This is a genomic window from Streptomyces sp. NPDC048254 (assembly GCF_043201895.1).
Classification (GTDB): Bacteria; Actinomycetota; Actinomycetes; order Streptomycetales; family Streptomycetaceae; genus Streptomyces.
This window is the reverse complement of the sequence record NZ_JBICZJ010000010.1, coordinates 372301-392593: the sequence shown is the minus strand read 5'-3', so window position 1 is coordinate 392593 and position 20293 is coordinate 372301. Positions and strand designations below refer to the sequence as shown.

The window sequence follows — 20293 nt, the reverse complement described above, 5'->3', positions numbered from 1 at the left end:
ACGGGCGGCGGCCGGGTGATGGGCCGGGTTGTGCGATCAGGCCCAGGCGGTGACGGGGACGAAGGAGCTGTCCGCCGGGAAGGTGCCGGAGACGAGGTCGTAGGTGTCGACCCACAGCTCGTAGTTCCGGTGGCGGATGCAGCGACCCGGGTAGTTGTGGGACACCAGGCGCACCGATCCGCTCGTGGAGCCGGCCAGTGCGTAGAAGGTGGCGTCCTCGTTGAAGGTGTCCGTGCCGTCGCTGGTGCCCAGCTCGACGCGGAAGGCGTAGTGGCGCAGATAGCGGCCGTCGGACGCCCGGAGGGAGTAGCCCGCCGAGTCGGCGAGGCCGGCCACGATCGTGTAGCTGGCCTCCTGCTTGAGCGTCGACGAGCTGCTGGAGGTGACCTGGGTCAGGGCGCCCAGGCTGTCGGTGCCATACGACGCGTAGTACGTCGGGTAGTTGACCGACTGGAGGGAGCGGGTGACACCGGTGGGCAGGGTGGAGCGGGTCTGTTCGGTGGAGGTCAGCTGGGTCAGGCCCAGGTGGTCGTAGCCGCCGCTCGTCGAGCCGTAGTCACCTCCCCCGCCCTCGGGCTCGACGATCTTGGCGTACGCGGCCGTGTTGGGCACGAACAGGCCCTTGCGCACCGCGTAGTGGTTGTGGATCTGCGCCCAGATGGGACGGACCTGGCCCCTGCTGTCGGTGGCCGGCGCGGTGAAGGTCTGCCAGCCCTCCCACACGCCGGGCGCGCCGTAGTGCCAGGTCCAGTCGGTGAACGGCACGTCCTCGCCGAGGTTGTAGCGGGCGACGTACTCGCACGCCTTCATGAACCGGTTGCTGTCGTAGCCGTACAGGTCGTAGCCCTGGTGCCAGGCCATCTCACAGATGGTGGCCATCAAGCCGATGCCCAGCATGGAGTGGCCCTGGTCGCGGCCGCTCTCCACCCACTGCGCCAGGCCCTGGTCGTCGTACAGGTAGGGGATGGCGTTCTCGATGGAGCCCATCCCCACACCGGACTTGAAGTACGTGACGGCCTCATCGACCTTGGCCTGGTCGTCGCAGAGAATGCCGGTGGCCAGGACGCAGGCGATGTTGCACAGGTCCCAGCTCGCCCAGTAGTTGCTGTCGTAGGCGCCGTTGTGGGTGGCCAGGAAGCCGCTGCTGAGCGGGTAGAAAGCGTTCCGCATGAGGTTCTGGGACCCGGTGAGGTCGAAGCCGCTGTAGCCGCGCATGATCTCGGCGGCGTTGGCGAGTTCGTAGCCGTAGATCCCGGCGGCCAGGAAGCGGTCGGCGCTTCCGGAGATCTCGGTGAGCGTGGACGACCAGGCGTTGAGGATGTCGCGGGCGGCGTTGCCGTGCTCGCCGGCGCCCTGGATCTTCCAGCGCAGCGCGTTCTGGTAGGCGGCGGCGACGTCGTTGTACAGGACGGGGTAGTTCTCGACGCTGCCGTCGCCCCGGTAGATGACCGACTGCGGGTTTGCCGTGTAGGTGGACAGCGAGTGGGCGTTGGCGATCAGCAGCGCCCAGCTGTCCTGCCAGGGCTGCGCGGCGGCACCGACCTTGGCGGCCATGCGGTCGAAGTCGTCCTGGGCGTGCAGCATTCCGGGGTGGGTCAGGCTCGCGGCCGAGGCCGGGCCCGCGGTGAGGAGCGGGCCCGCCAGGGCGGCGGCGCCGACACCCGCGGCGGCTTTGAGTACGTTGCGGCGAGTGGTGCCTTTCGGTGGTGGTGCGGCTCTTTCTGTCACGTCGGGCTCCTTTGCCCTGCGGTCGAGGTCGTGCGGTCGAGGTCGTGCGGGTCCTCCCCCGGCTACCGCCGGGGGTGCCCCCAGGACGGCAGGTCGCCGCCCCGGAGAGCGGGCGTGCGGTCCGCTCGCAGTCGCAGGTCGAACGCCGCGTCGCGATCGCAGCGCAGTCGGCCTTCGCGCACCGCCAGCGGGGCGACCTGGACGCAGGAGCGCTGCCCGTCGGCGGAGTGTGTGAAGTAGAAGAGGTACGCGTCGTCCTCGCCTTGGGAGAGCGCGAACGCGTGGTGGCCGTCTCCGTCGTCACCGGGGCGCAGGCCCTTGCCCGCCAGGAGCGGCTGGTCCTGCCGCGCCCAGTGGGTCAGGTCGTCGGAGCGGTAGACCGGCAGCCCCGACCAGAAGTCGGTGACCATCCAGTAACTGCCCTGGTGCCAAAAGACGTTGGGTCCCTCCTGCGCCTGGTCGTCCAGTGCGCGGCCGATGGGCCGCCAGTCGAACAGGTTCGGCGAGTCCGCCGCGTGGATGCGGTTCCCGTCGGCCTCGTCCTTGTGCCACATGCGCCAACTCCCGTCGGGCAGCGGCCATACGCAGGCGTCGATGACCCGGTTGCCGGACAGCTTCAGCACCGACTCGAACCGCCAGCTCACTAGGTCCCGGGAGGTGTGGTGCAGGATGTGCCGGTCGGCGTCCCAGTCGGTGGGCACTCCGGGGACGTAGGAGACGTACATGTGGTAACTGCCGTCGTGCCACAGGACCTCGGGCGCCCAGTAGGTGTTGCGGCCCGGCTCGTGAGCCAGGCCCTGGGCTATGCCGCGGTAGGTCCAGGTGCGGCCGCCGTCCGCGCTGGTGGCGATGCCGATGTCGGTGCCGTGCACCCAGCCGAAACCCTCGGTGGCCAGGTTCGCCCGGCGGGCGGTGTAGAACATCCACCAGTCGCCGGACTCCCGGTCGCGGATCAGGGTCGGGTCGGCGGCGCCGTCGTGGACCGGGTCCCGGAAGAGCGGGGCGGCGGGGGCGAGGGGCGAGGTCACTGCTGGAGGCTCCTTCTCGGTGCTGGGCGGACAGACCGGGGCGGCGGCGAATGTCAGCTGTGGAAGTGCGGCCGGCTACGCTCGGCCAGGACGGCGAACCGCTCGGCGGTCAGTGGCGGTGCGTCGCCGGCCACCGCGTTCCGCTCGACGTTCCCGACGCCGCGCATGCCGACGACGACGCTGGAGACGGCCGTGCCGCCGAGGGCGAGACACAGGGGCCCCGCGCTCTCATCCGCTGCGATGCCCAGGTCGTCGACGTTCGCGGCGACACGCTGGGCGACCTCGGCGGGCCCCTCGTCGCGGAAGTACCAGTCGCGGAAGTACCAGTCGGCGAAGTACCAGTCGCGCCAGTCGTTCTCAGGGAAGGTGAGCCGGACCTGATTCGTCCGGTCGCGGGGGCGCGCGTCGCGCGGGTTCTCATCCGGCGTTCCCGGTGAACGCGGCTGCCACGGCGGCGCCTCGGCGGACGAAGACCGGGATGCGCTCCAGCGGTGCCGGCACGTCCAAGGTCGTACCGCCCTCGTGGAGTTCGCCGGTGGCGGTGTCGGTCCAGTGTGCGTCGGCCGGCAGGTAGACGATGCGGCGGCGGGCGCCCGCCTCGGTGACCGGGGCGACGAGGACATCGGGGCCGAGCAGGAACTGGTCGTCGACGCTCCAGGCGTGTTCGTCGTCCGGGAAGTCGAAGAACAGCGGGCGCATGACGGGGGCGCCGGTGCGGTGCGTGGTCTCGGAGAGTTCGAGGAGATAGGGGCGCAGGCGCTCGCGGAGGTGCAGATGCGCGCACAGGATCGGATACGCCTCCTGTCCGTACGACCAGACCTCGTTCGGCCCGCCGGTCATGTCTGCGGAGAAGGTGGGCCAGCTGGGCTGTCGGTCGCCGTGCAGCCGCATGACCGGGCTGAAGGTGCCGTACTGGAACCAGCGGACCATGACCTCCTGGTAAGACGGGTCGGTGGGGTCGCCGCCGCCGAAGCCGCCGATGTCCGTGTTCCACCAGGGGATGCCGCTCATCGCGACGTTCAGACCGGCCCGCACCTGCTGGGCCAGGGACTCGAAGGTGGGGCGGATATCGCCGGACCACAGGGCGGCGCCGTGGCGCTGGCTGCCGGCCCAGGCGGAGCGGATCAGGCTGAACGGGCGGTCGTCGCCGTCGTCCGCGAGCCCTTCGGCGACGGCCCGCGCCTGCATCAGTCCGTACAGGGTGCCGACCTGGACGCCGGGGCCCGCCGCGTAGACCGCTCGGGCGGCCAGTTCCGGGGTCAGGTCGGGTTCGCAGGCGTCCAGCCAGAATGCGGCGACGCCGAGGGCCCGGTAGTGCTCGCGCAGCTGCTCCCAGAGAAGGCGGCGGGCGCCGGGATCCGTCGCGTCGAGGTACGTCATCGGCTGATGGTCGGCGCCGTGGCCGCGGGCGGGCCAGGGGAAGGTGAGCAGGCCACCCTGGCTGTCGCCGACCAGGTGTCCGGCGGTGTGCAGGGCCTCGTAGTTGTCGCTTCCGGGCTCCACCGTGGGCCAGACGGACACGGCGAGCTTGACGCCGAGAGCCTCCAACTCCTTGACCATGCCCTCGGGATCGGGCCAGTCGGTCCGGTCGAAGTCCCAGTCGCCCATATGGGTCCAGTGGAAGAAGTCACAGATGATCGTGGCCAGTGGCAGTCCTCGCCGCTTGTACTCCCGTGCCACGGCGAGGAGTTCGTCCTGGGCGCGGTAGCGCAGCTTCGACTGCCAGAATCCCGTGGCCCAGTCGGGCACCAGGGGTGGATGCCCGGTGACGTCCGCGTACGCCCGCATGATCTCGGCGGGGGTGTCGCCCGCGGTGATCCAGTAGTCGAGCTGGCGTGCTTCGTCCGCGACCCAGCGGGTGGTGTCACCGCCCAGTTCGACCCGGCCCGTCGCGGGGTTGTTCCACAGCAGGCCGTAGCCGCGGGAGGAGTGCAGGAAGGGGATGGCGACGATGGTGTTGCCCTGGACCAGGTCAATCACCAGGCCCTTCTGGTCGAGGCGGCCATGCAGATGCTGGCCGAGGCCGTGGATGCGCTCGTCGTCGTACGCCTCGAAGCTCTGCTCGATGCGGTAGACGCCGATGCCGCCGAGCGGTGCGAACGTGCGCGGCTCCGGGTACCAGGTGTACGGGCGCTTGTCGGCGAGGAGTTCGCGGCCGGTCGCGGTGTGCAGGAAGCGCAGCTTGCCGTCCTGGTCGGCCTCGACGGTGAGACGGCCGTTGACGAGCCGGGCGGTGCCGTCCGGGTGCGCTGTCGCCGTGGCGGTGGAGTCGGGCGGAGGGATGTCGAGGGCCCCGGGCAGCGTTGCGTCGATTCCCTCTACGGTGCCGCCCTCGTCGGTGTGGGTGACGCTGCTGCCGTCCAGGCTACGGCCGGCGATGGTGTCGTCCAGGTTCCGGAGGGCTCGGGCACGGACCCGTACCGCGTGCGGGCCCCAGGGTTCGATGACGAGGACCTCGTGCGGGGCGCGCCGTTCCAGAGCGCCGTCCTGAGCGGTGAAGACAGTCATGGATCCGGGGTCTCCTTCTCAACTCTGGGCGGTGGCACGGGCGTTGGCGCCGACGGGGGCCAGACGGATGACGTTCCAGGACAGCGGAGGCAGCGTGGAGGTCAGCACGTCACCGGTGACGCCGCTGGCGTCGACCGTGCGGGGAGCGACCCGTTCGGGGTCCGTCAGGGTGTTGCGGGCGTCGGGGTCGTCGCCGGTGAGCAGCAGATGCTCGACGACCCGGACTGCGCCGAGACCGCGGAGGTCCACTTCGAGCGGGAGTTCCCGGGTCAGGCTGCGGTTGACGGCGAAGACGGTGATCGTGCCGGCCTGCTCGTCGTGGGTGGCCGTGGCGTGCAGCAGGTCGACCTCGCCGAAGCGCCCGGTGGTGTGCGTCGGGCTGTCCACCTCGACGCGCAGCACCCGGCCACGGCCGTACTTCGACGCCTGGGCGAAGGGGAAGAAGGTGGTCTGCCGCCAGGAGGGGCCGCCCGGCTCGGTCATGATCGGGGCGATGACGTTGACCAGCTGGGCGAGGGAGGCGGAGGTGACCCGGTCGGCGTGGCGCAGCAGGGCGATCATCAGTGAGCCGACGAGCACGGCGTCCGTGAGCGTGTAGCTGTTCTCCAGGAGCCGCGGAGCCTGCGGCCAGTCGTCCTCGGGGCGAGACGCGGGCGGCGACGGAGGCTCGCTGTGCCAGACGTTCCACTCGTCGAAGGAGATCATCATCTTCTTCTGGGACTTGAGTGTGGCGCCGACATGGTCGCAGGTGGCGACCGCCGCCTCGATGTAGCGCTCCATCTCCACGGCCGAGGCGAGGAACGAGTCGCGGTCGGGGTGCTCGCCCTTCATCTCGAAGTAGGCGTGCAGCGAGACGTGGTCGACCTTGTCGTAGCACTCGGTCAGGACCGTCGACTCCCAGGTGCCGAAGGTGGGCATCGCGAAGCTGGAGGAACCGGCGACGACCAGTTCGAGGCCGGGGTCGATCATCTTCATGAGGTTGGCGGTCTCGCGGGCGACCTGCCCGTACTCCTCCGCGCTCTTGTGTCCGATCTGCCAGGGGCCGTCCACCTCGTTGCCCAGGCACCACATACGGATACCGAACGGTTCCTTGTTCCCGTGCGCGGCCCGCAGGTCGGACAGCTCGGTGCCGCCCGGGTGGTTCGCGTAGTCGAGGAGCCGGCCGGCGTCCTCCACACCGCGCGTGCCGAGGTTGACGGCCATCATCGGCTCGATGTCCGCCTTGGCGCAGAAGTCCATGAACTCCGCGAGGCCGAACTCGTTGGTCTCGGTGGAGCGCCAGGCCGGCTCCAGGCGTCGCGGCCGCCGCTCGACCGGGCCGACGCCGTCCTCCCAGCGGTAACCGGAGACGAAGTTGCCGCCCGGGTAGCGGACCGTGGTGACGCCGAGTTCGCGGATGAGCGCGAGGACGTCCTCCCGTAGGCCCCTCTCGTCGGCGTCGGGGTGTCCGGGCTCGTAGAGACCGCTGTACACGCAGCGGCCCAGATGCTCGACGAATGAGCCGTACAGCCGTGGATGGACGGCCCCGATACCGAAGGCGGGGTTGAGGGTGAAACGGGCAGCGGAGGGCGAAGACATGCTGCGTCCTTGGGGATCTAGGAGGGGGCCGTTGCTACATGTGTCGTTGCTTCACGTGCCGTTACGTCAAGTGCCCGTGCTTCAGGTGCCGTTACTTCACGTGACCTTGCCTCAGGCTCCGTTACTTCAGCCCCGAGGTGGAGACCCCGGTGACGAAGCCGCGTTGGAGGACGAAGAAGAGCAACAGGACGGGGAGGATGTAGAGGACCGAGCCCGCCGCCATGAGGTTGTTGATCGGCGTCTGGCTGCTCTCGTTGACGTACTGGGTGGCCACGGCGACGGCCAGCGTGGTGTGGTCCGTGCTCAGCAGCAGGGACGGGGCGATGTAGTCACCCCAGACCCAGGTGAACGACAGCAGCATGCTGGTGGCGAGCACCGGCCAGGACTGCGGCAGGAAGATCCGCCAGAAGATCCGGCCGTAGCCGCATCCGTCGACGATCGCGGCCTCCTCCAGCTCCCGGGGCATGTGGGCGAAGAACTGCCGGAACAGGAAGATCAGGTAGGGCGCTCCGGCCAGCCCCCAGAGAACCCAGGGCCAGTAGGTGTCGATCATCCCGAGCCTGGCGAAGATGATGTAGGTGGGGATGAGAGTGATCATCGCCGGCATCATCATCGTGGACAGCAGGACGCCGAAGACCAGCCGCTTGCCCCGGGCTGCCAGCCGGGCGAATCCGAAGCCGGCCCAGGCCGAACTGAGGGTGATCAGCACCGAGTAGATACTTGCGATGACCAGTGAGTTCCGGGCGTAACCAAGGTAGTTGAAGAAGGTCAGGGCCTTGGAGAAGTTCCCGAACTGCCATTTCTCGGGCAGCCAGTGCACCGGGTAGGCGGCCATCTCCGAGCTGTCCTTGAAGGCGGTGATGACGAGCCAGCCGAACGGGCTGACGAACAGCGCGACCAGTGCGATGAGAACGAGGTAGAGGCCGGTGCGACGAGCGAGGATCATTTCTTGGTCTCCGGCTCGAAGTTGTAGAACACCGCACCGGAACTCACTTTGAAGATCAGCGCGGTGACGACGAGGATCACGGCGAACAGCACCCACAGCAGCGCGGACGCGTAGCCGAAACGGCCGTTGGCGAGGTACTGCGCGAACACGTTGATCATGTACAGGTAGTTGCCCTGCGGCACCGACGTGACCGCCGCGGGGCTGGGGTTCGCCGCGAGCAGCATCGGCATGATGCTCTGCAGTGCGCCGATGACGCCGGTGATGACCTGGAAGAAGATCACGGGCGAAAGGAGCGGGAGGGTGATCCGCCGGAACGACTGCCAGGAGTTCGCACCGTCGATGCGAGCGGCCTCAAGCAGCTCCTTGGGCATGTCCTGCAGACCGGCCAGCGAGATGATCATGGCGTTGCCGCAGCCCCAGAGCGTCAGCATGAGCAGCACGTACCGGGCGTAGGGATCGGCCAGCCAGGTGACCGGGCCCCCGCCGAAGAAGCCGAGGATCCCGTTGGCCGCGCCGGTGTCACGGTCGAAAAGCATCTTGAAGGCCATTGCAGCGCCTACCGGGGGGAACACCGCGGGCAGGTAGAGCAGGGTGCGGTAGACGCCCCGTCCCCGTATCGGACGGTTGATCAGCACCGCGAGGGCTAGCCCGGCGATGATGCCGGTCGGTACGACGGCCGCGACGAAGATCCCCGTGCGGACCAGCGTGTCCCGGGTGACCGGGTCCGAGAGCAGTTCCCTGTAGTTGTCCAGGCCGATGAAATGGGTGTGCGGCGAGATGCCGTCGGAGTCGGTCAGACTCAGCCACAGCGCGTACCCCAGCGGATACAGGGTCAGGCCGAGGAAGCCGAGCAGCCATGGGGTGACGCTGAGCCAGAAGGCACGTTCCTGCTGGCGACCGCGGGCGCCGAGGCGGACGCGCGGTCGGCCGGACGGCACCCGCGAAGGCCGGGACGGCTTCGCGGGCGACTCGGCGAGCCGGCTCGTACGTACTGCATCAGCACTCGCCCGATCAGCGCTCACGTGACCGGCACTCACTTGATCAGCTTCTTGCCGTTGGCGAGCTGCTTGTTGATCCCCTCGTTCAGCTGGTCCGCCAGCTTGCTCACGGGCACTTTGCCCTTGATCGCCGCGGGCAGCACCTGGTTGATCACGGCGTCGACGGCGTCCTTGCGGACGTACGGGGTGAAGGGCAGGACCTCGAAGTACGACAGTTCCTTCTCCTGCACCGCGTACGCCTGCTTCTGGAAGCCCTCGCTCTTCGGCAGAAGGGAGCGCAGGGACTTCAGCGCGGGGAGGCCGGCACCGGACTCGGCGCGCTTCTTGGCGGGTGCGCCGCCGAGGAAGTACTCCATCGCTTCCCAGGCCGCGTCCTTGTTCTTGCCGGCCTTGGGCATCCACAGGCCGGTCCCGGTGTAGCCGGTGCTGATCCGCTTGCTGCCGAACTGTGGGGCGGGCGCCAGACGCGCGGTGGCGGCGATCTTCTTGTCGGTGACGACCATGCCGCCGAACCAGTAGCCCGAGGTGGAGATCGCCATGCGGCCGGCCTGGAAGGTGGGCCAGTCCCAGCCGTTGGGGTCCGGGGTGGCGATCGTGGGGGCGATGCCGGACTTGGCGAGTTCGAGGTACCAGCTCAGCGCGGAGCGGGCCTCGGAGGTGGTGAAGTCGACGGCGGAGTAGTCCTCGTTGAAGAGCTGTCCGCCGGCCTCGGTGGTGAGGATCATGAAGGTCTCGAAGTTGCCGGCCATGCCAAGGCCGTACACCTTGGACTTCTTGCCGTTCTGCGCGAGGCGCCTGCCCACGTCGAGCAGCTTGTCGTAGGTCAGCGGCTGGGTGTCACTGAGGTAGGGCTCGTCGGCCTTGTCGAACAGCGCGGTGTTGTACCAGAGCATGTAGCTCTGGGACCAGTCCTTCGCCATCCCGTAGCGCGGGCCGCTGCCCTGCTGCTTCCCGTCCCAGCGCCATATGTCGTTGACGGGATCCAGGTCGCCGACCTTGAGGACCGTGCTCTTGGCGAAGCGGTCGTCCAGGTCCTGCGCGACGCTGTGCGAGGCGAGGTAGGGGGCGTCCGAGCCCTCGGCGCGCACGAGGTCGGGTGCGTTGCCGCTGGTGAGCATGGCCGTCAGGCGGGTCAGGTCGTACTTGACCATCTTGAGATTCATGCCGAGCGCCTTCTCGGCCGCCTTGATCTCCGCGGCCGTGCCCAGCTCGGTACCGCTCGACATGATGGTCAGGGTGGTCTTGCCACCGGAACCGCCCGAGGACACCGAGCCGGCACAGCCCGAGAGCAGACCGCCCGCGGTGGCCGCGGCGGCGACACCGGTGGAGGTGGTGAGGAACCGACGCCGTGACATCGGAGCACCAGATGTGGACCGCATGACTGCTTCCTGCCTTTCCGGCTTCTTCGCAGGACTTCTTTGACGTGACGTGACGTGAGGTGACGGGGAGCGGGCAGCGCGCGGCCGTGGAGGGGCGTGCGGAGTTCCCGCCTGACTGCCGTGGGGGATGCCGGAACCGAGGGCCGTCGAGATCGGCTCCGCCTCGCTCAATGAATGATCAGAAGTCGTACACAGCACGGTTTTTGACCGGTCAAATGCCGTTGCCGAGTGACGTTAACTACGCGTGTCGGGAGCGTCAAGAGGTCGCGCACAACCGGTTTCTGCCGCGCCCAGAAGGCTCCGGAAGGGTCCACAAGGCGCCTTGACCGGCCTCCCGGGCCGCTGTAAGAATCCAGAACACCAGGCAGTTTTACCGGTCAAACGAGAGGTGGATCCGCCCCGTGGTCACCATGGCCGACGTCGCGAAGCGCGCCGGCGTCACCAAGCAGACCGTCTCCAACGTGGTCCGGGGGCGCGCGGTCGTCAGCCCCGAGACCAGGGCGAGAGTCGAGGCCGCCATCGCTGAACTGGGTTACACGCCCAATCTGGTGGCCCGGAGCCTGTCCACGGGCACCACCATGACCATCGGCTTCATCGTGCCCACCATCGCCAACCCGTTCTACTCGGAGGTGGTGGAGGAGGTGGAGATGCTGCTGGAGGAGCGCGGTTATCACCTGTTGCTGGCCACGACCCGGGGCGACGGGGACCGCGCCCGACGTCACCTGGCCACCCTCTCCAACCGGTCGGTGGACGCGCTTCTGGTGGCCGGCGACTTCGAGTTGGGCGAACAGCTGTCCCCGCAGAGCGAGTTGGAATTGCCGGTCGTTCTGTGCGCCTGGGAGATCGATCCTCCGGACGCGCTGCCCGTGGTCACCATCGACTACGAGAAGGCCGGGTATCTGGCCGGGCTGCACCTCCGGGAGCTCGGCCACCGACGGGTGGCGGTGATCGCGGACCTCCCGGCGCACCGTGTCCGGGTGGCCGGCGTCCGGCGGGCCTTCGCCGAGAAAGGGATCGTGGTTCCTGACGACCTGGTGTTCACAGCCCCGGGAGCGACACCCGAGTCCGGCTACGAGGCGGCGCTGCGAGCCCTGCCGCGACTGCGTACGACGGCGCCCGTGACAGCCGTGTTCACCTCCACCGACGCCATCGCCCTGGGGGTGATGGAAGTCTGCCGGCACCAGGGACTTCGGGTGCCGGAGGACATCTCGGTCGTCGGCATCGACGACATCCCCCAGGCGGCACACGCCCATCCGCCCCTGACCACGGTGGCCCTGCCCAAGCGGCAGATGGCCAGGGAGGCCACCGAGCTGCTGTGGCGAGGAATCGCCAACAGCAGGCCCACGGCCCCCTCCCTGACCCTCCTGCGGCCCGAAGTCGTACCCCGCGCGAGTTCAGCAGCGCCCGGCATCCACTGACTTCCGGTGCGGCGTCGAGAGCGCTGCCCGGCCCGGAAACCCCACGCGTCGGTCCCTCTCCGCCCGGCGCGCGCCGCCATGCCCACGCGCTCCCCATCCCCGTACTGCCGGAAAGCGCGCACCGTCCCCTGCCCGAAAGAAGGCACCTGCTGTGATGAGTGAGCCCACCGCACACGACTACCTGGAGAGTTTCTCGCCGGGCCGCGGCCGCGAGCAGCCCCGTGCCGCCTTCACCTCCGACGCCCCCGTACTGGATCTGACCGGACCCTGGCGCTTCCAGCTGGCCGCGGGGCTGCCGCAGGTCGTCGAGGGTTTCCAGGAAGCCGGGTTCGACGACAGCGCCTGGGACACGATTCCGGTGCCGTCCTGCTGGCAGATGGAGGGTCTGCCGGGCGAGCCGCGCTTCGGCCCGCCCGCGTACACCAACCAGGTCTATCCGTTCCCGGTGGATCCACCGCACGTACCGGACGCCAACCCGACCGGCGAGTACCGCCGCGCGTTCCTCCTCCCCGGCGACTGGCCGGAGGGCCGCACCCTGTTGCGCTTCGAGGGCGTCGACTCCTGCTTCGCCGTCTGGCTCAACGGCACCCTGCTCGGCGACGGCAAGGGCAGCCGTCTGCCCACCGAGTTCGACGTCACCGACGCCCTGCGGCCGGGCCGCAACGTCCTCGCGGTCCGGGTGCACCAGTGGTCGTCCGGCAGCTACCTCGAGGACCAGGACATGTGGTGGCTGTCGGGGATCTTCCGCCCCGTCACGCTGGTCTCCCGCCCGGTCGGCGCGCTGACCGACTTCTTCGTGCACGCCGACTACGACCACCACACCGGCGACGGCACCCTCTCCGTAGGGACCAAAGGCCCGGCCCTGCTGACCGTCCCCGCCCTGGGCATCGTCGACGCCGACCCGGCGGGACCGCACCCCGCCCCCGGCGTCGTACCCTGGTCCGCCGAGCAACCACACCTCTACGAGGGCGAGTTGGTGACCGAGGGCGAGCGGATCCCCCTTCGGATCGGCTTCCGCCGCATCGAGGTGGTGGACGGCGTCATCCTCGCCAACGGGCGGCCGCTGCTCTTCCGCGGCGTCAACCGCCACGAATGGCACCCCGACACGGGGCGCACCCTCAGCCACGAGGACATGCTCACGGACGTCCTGCTGATGAAGCGCCACAACATCAACTCCGTCCGGACCAGCCACTATCCGCCGGACTCCGCGTTCCTCGACCTGTGCGACAGGTACGGGCTGTGGGTCGTCGACGAGTGCGACCTGGAGACGCACGGCTTCGGACTGGTCGGCTGGGAGAGCAATCCGAGCGACGACCCGCGCTGGCGCGAGGCGTATCTGGACCGGATGCGCCGCATGGTCGAGCGCGACAAGAACCACCCCAGCGTGGTCATGTGGTCGCTCGGCAACGAGGCGGGCACCGGCACCAATCTCGCGGCCATGGCCGCCTGGGCGAAGGACCGCGACCCGGACCGGCTCGTCCACTACGAGGGCGACTACGACTGCCCGTACACCGACGTCTTCAGCCTGATGTACGCCGACCACGGACAGGTGGGTCTCCTGGGGCGGGGCCAGGAAGCGGTCGCCGAGGACCCGGCGCTGGACGCGCGACGCCGCGGGCTGCCGGTCATCCTCTGCGAATACGCACACGCCATGGGCAACGGCCCGGGCGGTCTGAGCGAGTACCAGGAACTCTTCGAGGCCCACCCCCGGCTGCACGGCGGCTTCGTCTGGGAGTGGATCGACCACGGCGTCCGGCGCCGGACCCCGGAGGGCCGCGAACACTTCGCGTACGGCGGCGACTTCGGCGAGCCGGTGCACGACGACAACTTCTGCTGCGACGGACTGGTCTTCGCCGACCGCACCCCCTCCCCCGGCCTCACGGAGTACAAGAAGGCCGTGGAGCCGGTGCGGATCACCGTCGACACCACGTCGAGGACGGTACGCGTCCGGAATCTGCTGCTCACCCTGGACACCGCCGGTCTGCGGTTCCGCTGGTCGGTCGAGGACGACGGACAGCCGCGCGGGGACGGGGAGCTGGTGGTACAGCCGGTGCCCGCGGGCGCCGACGGGGAACTGCTCTGGCCCGAGGCGCTCACCAAGCTCTGCGACGCGCCCCTGGAGGACGGCGAGGAGCGCTGGGTCACGGTCGCCGCGGAACTCGCGGAGGACGAATCGTGGGCGCCGGCCGGCCACGAGATCGCCTGGGACCAGGCTGCCGTCGTGGGCCCCGCACCGGAAGCCCCACCGGTCGTCCGGCCAGTGGTCCCGGTCCTCGCCGACGGCACGTACGCCCTCGGACCGGCGGTCTTCGACGCCGTATCCGGCACGCTGACCGCGCTGGGCGCCCTCGAAGTCGACGGCCCCCGCCTCGACTTGTGGCGTGCCCCCATCGACAACGACCTCCGCACCTGGAACGGCCCCCTCGCGGAGGCCTGGCGCAAGGCGGGCCTCGACCGCCTGGAACACCGGCTGGTCGGACTCCGCCCCCACGACGGCGGCCTGGAGGTCATCACCCGCACCGCTCCCGCGGGCGCCGACTTCGCCATGCGCACGGTCTTCCACTGGTCCTCCGACGCCGAGGACCCCGGCCTGCTCCGGCTCACCCTGACCACCGAGCCCGTGGGCACCTGGCCCTGCCCGCTCCCCCGCATCGGTGTCCGCATGGCGCTCCCGCGGGACATCGAGACGGTCGACTGGTTCGGGCTCGGCCCCGGTGAGGCGTACGCCGACACCACCGCCGCAGTCCGCGTCGGGCACTTCAGCGCCGCCGTCGACGACCTCCAGACGCCGTACGTCCTGCCGCAGGAGAACGGCAACCGGCGCCAGGTGCGCCACGCCCGCCTCACCGGCCCGGACGGCGTCGGGCTGACCGTCACCGGGCACCCGTACACCGATCTCACCGTGCGCCGCTGGACCAGCGAGGACCTCGACGCCGCACAGCACACCAGCGACCTGCGCCCCCGCGACCGTGTGTACGTCAACCTCGACGCCGCGCACCATGGCATCGGCAGCGGCGCCTGCGGTCCCCGCACCCAGCCCCAGTTCCAGCTCGACGCCCGCCCGGTGACGCTGACGCTCGGCTTCCGCCCGTGCTGACGCTCTGGTACCGGCAGCCCGCGGAGAACTTCCTCGCGGCGCTGCCGCTGGGCAACGGGTCCCTGGGCGCGATGGTGCCCGGGCGCGTCGTGCGGGAACGGATCGACCTCAACGCCGACACCCTCTGGTCCGGGGGTCCGGGAGACCACAACGACTACGGGGCCGCCGAGCACCTTCCCGCCCTGCGCGAGGCGGTGCTCCGTGACCGCGACCATGTGCGGGCCGAGGAGCTGGCCACGCGGATGCAGGGTCCGTTCACGCAGGCGTACCAGCCACTGGGTGCCCTGTTGTTCGACCTGGACCACGGCGATGAAGTCACCGGGTACCGGCGGGAGTTGGACCTTGCCGAAAGCATCGGCAAGGTCGCGTACACCGTCGACGGCGTACGCCACACCCGCGAACTGTTCGTGTCGGCGGTCGCGGGTGTGCTCGCGGTACGGCTGAGCTGTGACCGCCCGGCGGCGCTGTCCTTCACGGCCCGCCTTCACTCGGCACACCCGGGATCGGCGCCGGGCTCGGTCATCACGGGCCGTGCCCCGGCGCACGTGCAGTTCGAGGCCACCGGCCCCGCCGCCGTCACGTACTCGCCCGACGCGGGGACCGGATTCGCCGCGGCACTGCAAGTCCAGACCGACCGGGACGGCACCGTCGAGCGCGCTTCGGACGGAAGCCTGCGCGTCACCGGAGCGACGACCGCCACCCTGCTCGTCGCCGCCACCACCGGCTACCAGGGGTGGAACCGCGCCCCGCTCGGCCCGGAGTCCGGCCTGGGCAGCGAAGTCGTGCGGCAGTTGGAGACCGCCTGCGCCCTTCCGTACGAGCGGTTGCGCGCCGAGCACACCGCCGACCACCGGGCCCTGCAGGGAAGGACCGACCTGCACCTCGATCACGACCCGGCCCGCGACGACCTGCCGACCGACGAACGTCTCGCCGCCGTCAGAGCGGGCACCGACGACCCGGGCCTGACCGCACTGCACTTCGCGTACGGCCGCTACCTGCTCATCGCCTCCTCCCGTCCCGGCTCCCAGCCGGCCAATCTCCAGGGCATCTGGAACACCACCGTCCAGCCACCCTGGCAGTCCAACTGGACCACCAACATCAACCTCCAGATGAACTACTGGCACGCCGAGACCACCGGCCTGCCGGAATGCCACGAGCCGCTCTTCGACCTGGTCGAGGACCTCGCCGAGGCAGGCCGGCGCACCGCGCACGCCTACTACCGCTGCCGGGGTTGGACCGCGCACCACAACGTCGACATCTGGCGCAGCGCCAATCCGGTGCAGGGCAGCCCGAGTTGGGCCAACTGGCCGATGGGAGCGGCGTGGCTGTGCGCCCATCTCTGGGAGCACTACCGGTTCACCTCCGATCGCCGCTTCCTCGCCGAGCGTGCGTACCCGGCGATGCGGCAGGCCGCCGTCTTCCTCCTGGACTTCCTCGTCGAGGACACCGACGGACGACTCGTCACCTGCCCCTCCACCTCACCCGAGCACCGCTTCCGGGCAGCCGACGGATCACTGGTCGCCACCAGTGCGGCGAGCACGATGGACCTCTGGCTCGCCGCAGAACTCTTCGGGAACTGCCTCGCGGCGATAGAGGAGTTGGGCCTGCACGACGAGATCGAGGGCTCGCTGCGCACCGCCCGCGAACGGCTGCGCCCGGTGGCACACGTGGCTGGGGAGCCGTTGCCCGAGTGGTGGGAGGACGTCGAGCCCGAGGACCTCGGGCACCGCCATCTCTCCCACCTCTACGGCCTCTACCCCGGTTCACTGATCGACGCCGAGGGCACGCCGGAGTTGTTCGCCGCCGCCCGCGCGGCCCTCGACCAGCGCCTCGCGCACGGCGGCGGGGGCACCGGCTGGAGCCTCGCCTGGGTCGCCGCGCTCGCCGCCAGGCTCGGCGACGGAGACCTCGCCCAGCGCAGTATCCGCGCCCTCCTGGCGGGCTCCACTGCGGACAACCTCTTCGACCTGCACCCGCCGGAGCTGTTCCAGATCGACGGCAACTTCGGTGCCACGGCCGCCGTCGCCGAACTGCTCCTGCAGAGCCACACCGGCGAACTGCGGCTGCTGCCCGCGCTGCCGTCCGCCTGGCCGGGCGGCAGTGTCCGGGGCCTGCGGGCCCGGGGCGGCGTCGGCGTGGACCTCGACTGGCAGGACGGCGCACTCACCGATGCCCGACTGACCCTCACCGACCCGGGCCCTTACACGGTGACCGCCCCCACCGGCGGGCGCCTCCTGCGGGTGACGGACAGCGAGGGCCGGCCCGTCGCGGTGGACAGCACGCCCCTGCCGGACGGGTTCGTACGCGCGGCCTTCACGGCGCACGGGACATCGGTCCACCACGTGCGCCCCCGTCGGCGGTGACAGGCTGGCGGATCAGGTCCAGGGCGCGACGACGGTGAAGGAACGGCTGGCGCGGAACGCGGCGGTGTTCTGAGCGGGGTCGAGCCACAGTTCGAGGTTGGCGCGGTGGCGAAGGTAGCGGCCGGGGTAGTTGTACGACTCCAGGGAGACCGACCCGTCGGCGGAGCCGGGCCGGGCGCAGAAGGTGGCGTCCTTCCGGAAGACGGCCGATCCGTCGTCGGCATCCAGCCGGATGCGGAAGGCGTAGTGGCGCAGGTACCTGCCCGAGGCGTCCCTGAGCGAGTAGCAGTGGGAATCGGCCAGCCCGGCGACGAATCGGAAGGTGGCCTCCTGCTTCGTGAGCCCGGGACTGGTGGCGGCGACCGGACCGAGGACGCCGAGACTGCCGGCTTCGCTCACATAGCGGCCGGACTGGTCGACCGATTGCAGGGCGTGGCTCCCCACAAGCGTTGAGGCGGTCGTCGACGTCGGCTTCGGGGTGGCGGACGTGGTCGGGGCCGGCGGTGCCGACGAGGCGGCGGGCGATGCCGGGGACTGGGCCTGCACCTGGGCCGCGGGGGGTCGTACGGGCGTGTCGGACCGCGTGTAGGCGTACAGGGCGCCACCGCCCGCGAGGGCCACGGCCCCTGCCGTCACCGTCGCCACCGGCTTGGCCGCCAACTTGCCCAGCAGGTGTGCCACCCGGCCCACGCTGTCGGGAGCGTGCGCGGCCCCACCCGCCGCCGCGCCGGCCGAGGCCGAGGGTATCGACCTGGCCAGCAGCAGCCCCGCCAGGCCGATCGGCACCGGGACCAGCGCGAAGCCGCCCAGCAGCCCCTCCGCCGGCACCAGCTCGGAGGTGTTCAACAGGCACTGCGGGCACTCGCGGACATGGCGCGCCAGCCGCTTGCGCCACCGTGCGGACGGCCGGCCGTCCCAGGAGGTCAGCTGTGCCTCCAACTCCGCACAGCGCGGCGAGGCGGCCAGGGCGCGCAGCACGGCCCGCGCGGACTCGAGCCGTTCCTTGACCCGCTGCACCCGTACCGCGGCATGCTGCGGCGCGAGTTCGCAGGCCGCCGCCAGTTCGGCGCGGGACAACTCCCCGGCGGCCTCCAGCCACCACAGCGAGAGCACCTCACGCTCCTCGTCCTCCAGCCAGCGGGTCGCCTCCACCGCCTCGCGCCGCTGCCCCGACAGCGCCAGGCGCAGAATCGCCAGATCGGCGAAGTCGGCCTCCGGGGCCGCCTCCTGGACGGCCTCCTCCAGCAGGGCCGCCTGCGGCCGGCCCTGCCGGCTGCGCCACCGGTCGCGGACCTGCCGTACGGCGATGGCGACCAGCCAGGAACGGAACCGCTCCGGTTCCTCCAGGCCCGGCAGCCCGTCCAGGGCCCGCAACATCGTGTCCTGGACCACGTCGTCGACGTCGCTGTGACCGTCGAGGGCCCGCCCGACGATGTTGTAGACCAACGGCAGACAGCCCCGTACGAGGTGCTCCAATGCCTGCGGCTCACCGGCCCGCGCCGCCACGACCACCGCGACGTCCGGCCGTTCCCGCATGTCCTGCGAGGGCACCCGTCCCACCTTGTCCCGCCCCAACTCGTCTACGAACGCCTGATGCTGATGTGCCAGAGGGTGCAGTGTGCCAGAGGAGTTTGAGATTCCCTGCAGCGGTTCTGTTATCCGCGATCGGCCCGCACGTCTCCTGTGCGTACGACCGAAATCCGACGGGAGCCAATCAGTGTCAGTGAGCCAGGACAACAGCCGACCGATGATGAGCCGGCGCAGCGTGCTGCGGGTCGCGGGAGCAGCCGGAGCGGCCGGCATCGGGGCAGCCGCCGTCGGTGCCGGAGCCGTTCCCGCTCTGGCCGCCCCCGCCAAGGCGAGCGCCGCGTTCGCGCATCCGGGAATGCTGCACACGCAGGCCGACTTCGACCGCATGGCGGCGAAGGTGAAGGCGGGCGTCGGGCTCTGGAAGGAGGGCTACGCCAAGCTGGCGGCGAACCCGCGCGGTGCGAGCACCTGGAAGCCGAACCCGCTCGCGACGGTGATCCGCGGCGCCGACGGTGACAACGTCACCACCCTCGCCTTCGACATCCACGCCGCCTACCAGAACGCCCTGCGCTGGAAGGTCACCGGCGACACCGCCCACGCGGACGCCGCCCGCGACATCCTCAACGCCTGGTCGGCCAAAATGACCACGCTCGACGGCAGCGGCGACCGGTTCATCGCGGCGGGTATCCAGGGCTACCAGTTCGCGAACGCCGCGGAGATCATGCGCGACTACGACGGCTTCGACCTGGCCCGGTTCAAGAAGATGATGCTCAACATCTTCTACCCGATGAGCAGCGACTTCCTCGCCAAGCACAACGGTGCGTACGACTCCAACTACTGGAGCAGCTGGGACCTGCTGAGCGTGGCGTGCGTACTGGCCGTCGGCATTCTCTGCGACGACCAGGCCAAGGTCGACGAGGCGGTCACGTACTTCAAGTCCGGCAAGGGCATGGGCTCCGTCAAGAACGCCATCCCGTACATCCTCCCCGGTGGTCTCGGGCAGTTGGTGGAGGTCGGCCGCGACCAAGGGCATGCCCTGCTGAGCGTGGGCCTGCTGGGCACCATCTGCGAGATGGCGTGGAACCAGGGCATCGACCTGTACGGCTACGACGACAACCGCGTCCTCAAGGGCGCCGAGTACGCCGCCAAGTGGAACCTGGGCCACGACGTCCCCTTCACCTCCTGGACCTGGAACTACGGCGCCCCCGGCGTGTGGTCGGGGTCTCAGACCCTCACGAAGGCGTCCGAGAGCGGCCGCGGCGGGGTGCGCCCGATCTGGGAGAGCCTCTACAACCACTACGTCAACCGCCGCGGCCTCGACGCGCCGTACGTGAGCGCCATGGCCGCCAAGGTCAGGCCCGAGGGCGGCGGCGGTGACTACGGAACCGGCGGCGGCCTCGACCACCTCGGCTTCGGCACCCTGGCCTTCACCAGGCCCAAGGCGATCGTCTCCGCCACCACACCGACTCCCTCCGCGAGTACGTCCAGCACGACGTCCTCCTCCGACACCGGCGCCGCGACGGCCACCGCGACCCCCACCGCCGACGCCTCCGGCGGAGTCCAGCCGCAGGGCGGCCGGGGCGAGGATCTGGCTGCCACCGGCGCGGGCGGCATCGCCGCCGCAGCCGCCACCGGCGTCCTCGCCATCGCGGGCGGCTTCATCGCCCTGCGCCGCAGAGGCGCCCGCGACAGCAGCTGAACACGGCCCGACTCGGGCGGA

Annotated in this window: 12 protein-coding genes; 4 read left to right on the top strand and 8 right to left on the bottom strand. The window is 70.2% G+C overall.

The features are described 5' to 3' along the window. Positions 1 to 36: 36 nt before the first annotated feature. The 7 genes from ACGFZQ_RS28630 to ACGFZQ_RS28600 form a co-directional block, all read right to left on the bottom strand. Positions 37 to 1728 carry an AbfB domain-containing protein gene (locus tag ACGFZQ_RS28630; RefSeq protein WP_393842742.1) on the bottom strand — a complete coding sequence of 564 codons (1692 nt, stop codon included), beginning with the start codon at positions 1726 to 1728 and terminating at the stop codon, positions 37 to 39. Between the two features lie 62 nt (positions 1729 to 1790). After that, positions 1791 to 2756: a glycosyl hydrolase gene (locus ACGFZQ_RS28625; protein ID WP_393842741.1), complete on the bottom strand. Its 966-nt coding sequence runs from the start codon at positions 2754 to 2756 to the stop codon at positions 1791 to 1793. Positions 2757 to 3173: 417 nt separating this feature from the next. Further along, positions 3174 to 5264 carry a TIM-barrel domain-containing protein gene (locus tag ACGFZQ_RS28620; protein WP_393842740.1) on the bottom strand — a complete coding sequence of 697 codons (2091 nt, stop codon included), beginning with the start codon at positions 5262 to 5264 and terminating at the stop codon, positions 3174 to 3176. An 18-nt stretch (positions 5265 to 5282) separates the two neighbouring features. After that, entirely contained in the window at positions 5283 to 6842 is a 1560-nt protein-coding gene (locus tag ACGFZQ_RS28615; protein WP_393842739.1) for an alpha-N-arabinofuranosidase, read from the bottom strand. 121 nt (positions 6843 to 6963) lie between these two features. After that, positions 6964 to 7788, bottom strand: a complete 825-nt coding sequence (locus ACGFZQ_RS28610) for a carbohydrate ABC transporter permease (protein ID WP_393842738.1) — start codon at positions 7786 to 7788, stop codon at positions 6964 to 6966. After that, on the bottom strand, positions 7785 to 8726 hold the full coding sequence (locus ACGFZQ_RS28605) for a carbohydrate ABC transporter permease (protein ID WP_393842737.1): 942 nt from the start codon (positions 8724 to 8726) through the stop codon (positions 7785 to 7787). Before ACGFZQ_RS28605 ends, ACGFZQ_RS28610 begins: the two co-directional genes overlap by 4 nt. Positions 8727 to 8821: 95 nt before the next feature. After that, positions 8822 to 10141 carry an extracellular solute-binding protein gene (locus ACGFZQ_RS28600; protein WP_393842736.1) on the bottom strand — a complete coding sequence of 440 codons (1320 nt, stop codon included), beginning with the start codon at positions 10139 to 10141 and terminating at the stop codon, positions 8822 to 8824. A 434-nt stretch (positions 10142 to 10575) separates the two neighbouring features. On the opposite strand from ACGFZQ_RS28600, the gene ACGFZQ_RS28595 reads away from it, so the two are divergent. The 3 genes from ACGFZQ_RS28595 to ACGFZQ_RS28585 all read left to right on the top strand — a co-directional run bounded on the left by ACGFZQ_RS28595 (position 10576) and on the right by ACGFZQ_RS28585 (position 17043). Next, positions 10576 to 11583, top strand: coding sequence for a LacI family DNA-binding transcriptional regulator (locus tag ACGFZQ_RS28595; protein ID WP_393842735.1), 1008 nt, complete (start codon positions 10576 to 10578; stop codon positions 11581 to 11583). A gap of 154 nt (positions 11584 to 11737) precedes the next feature. Beyond that, positions 11738 to 14680 carry a glycoside hydrolase family 2 TIM barrel-domain containing protein gene (locus ACGFZQ_RS28590; protein WP_393842734.1) on the top strand — a complete coding sequence of 981 codons (2943 nt, stop codon included), beginning with the start codon at positions 11738 to 11740 and terminating at the stop codon, positions 14678 to 14680. Then, positions 14674 to 17043, top strand: coding sequence for a glycoside hydrolase N-terminal domain-containing protein (locus ACGFZQ_RS28585; RefSeq protein WP_393842733.1), 2370 nt, complete (start codon positions 14674 to 14676; stop codon positions 17041 to 17043). Before ACGFZQ_RS28590 ends, ACGFZQ_RS28585 begins: the two co-directional genes overlap by 7 nt. 12 nt (positions 17044 to 17055) lie before the next feature. Here ACGFZQ_RS28585 and ACGFZQ_RS28580 read toward each other — a convergent pair whose 3' ends face one another. Continuing rightward, the gene (locus ACGFZQ_RS28580) at positions 17056 to 18594 is read right to left on the bottom strand and encodes a sigma-70 family RNA polymerase sigma factor (protein ID WP_393842732.1); all 1539 of its coding nucleotides are present in this window, start codon (positions 18592 to 18594) and stop codon (positions 17056 to 17058) included. A gap of 196 nt (positions 18595 to 18790) precedes the next feature. On the opposite strand from ACGFZQ_RS28580, the gene ACGFZQ_RS28575 reads away from it, so the two are divergent. Further along, positions 18791 to 20272 (top strand): alginate lyase family protein, encoded by a 1482-nt coding sequence (locus tag ACGFZQ_RS28575; protein ID WP_393842802.1) that lies wholly within the window; start codon positions 18791 to 18793, stop codon positions 20270 to 20272. The last annotated feature ends 21 nt before the right edge of the window (positions 20273 to 20293 follow it).

What these genes read in the sequence shown, in the direction of transcription:
- ACGFZQ_RS28575 (WP_393842802.1), top strand. Translation starts at nt 18,791, where the DNA reads ATGATGAGCCGGCGCAGCGTGCTGCGGGTCGCGGGAGCAGCCGGAGCG.
- ACGFZQ_RS28595 (WP_393842735.1), top strand. Translation starts at nt 10,576, where the DNA reads ATGGCCGACGTCGCGAAGCGCGCCGGCGTCACCAAGCAGACCGTCTCC.
- ACGFZQ_RS28615 (WP_393842739.1), bottom strand. Translation starts at nt 6,842, where the DNA reads ATGTCTTCGCCCTCCGCTGCCCGTTTCACCCTCAACCCCGCCTTCGGT.
- ACGFZQ_RS28600 (WP_393842736.1), bottom strand. Translation starts at nt 10,141, where the DNA reads ATGTCACGGCGTCGGTTCCTCACCACCTCCACCGGTGTCGCCGCCGCG.
- ACGFZQ_RS28590 (WP_393842734.1), top strand. Translation starts at nt 11,738, where the DNA reads ATGAGTGAGCCCACCGCACACGACTACCTGGAGAGTTTCTCGCCGGGC.
- ACGFZQ_RS28620 (WP_393842740.1), bottom strand. Translation starts at nt 5,264, where the DNA reads ATGACTGTCTTCACCGCTCAGGACGGCGCTCTGGAACGGCGCGCCCCG.
- ACGFZQ_RS28610 (WP_393842738.1), bottom strand. Translation starts at nt 7,788, where the DNA reads ATGATCCTCGCTCGTCGCACCGGCCTCTACCTCGTTCTCATCGCACTG.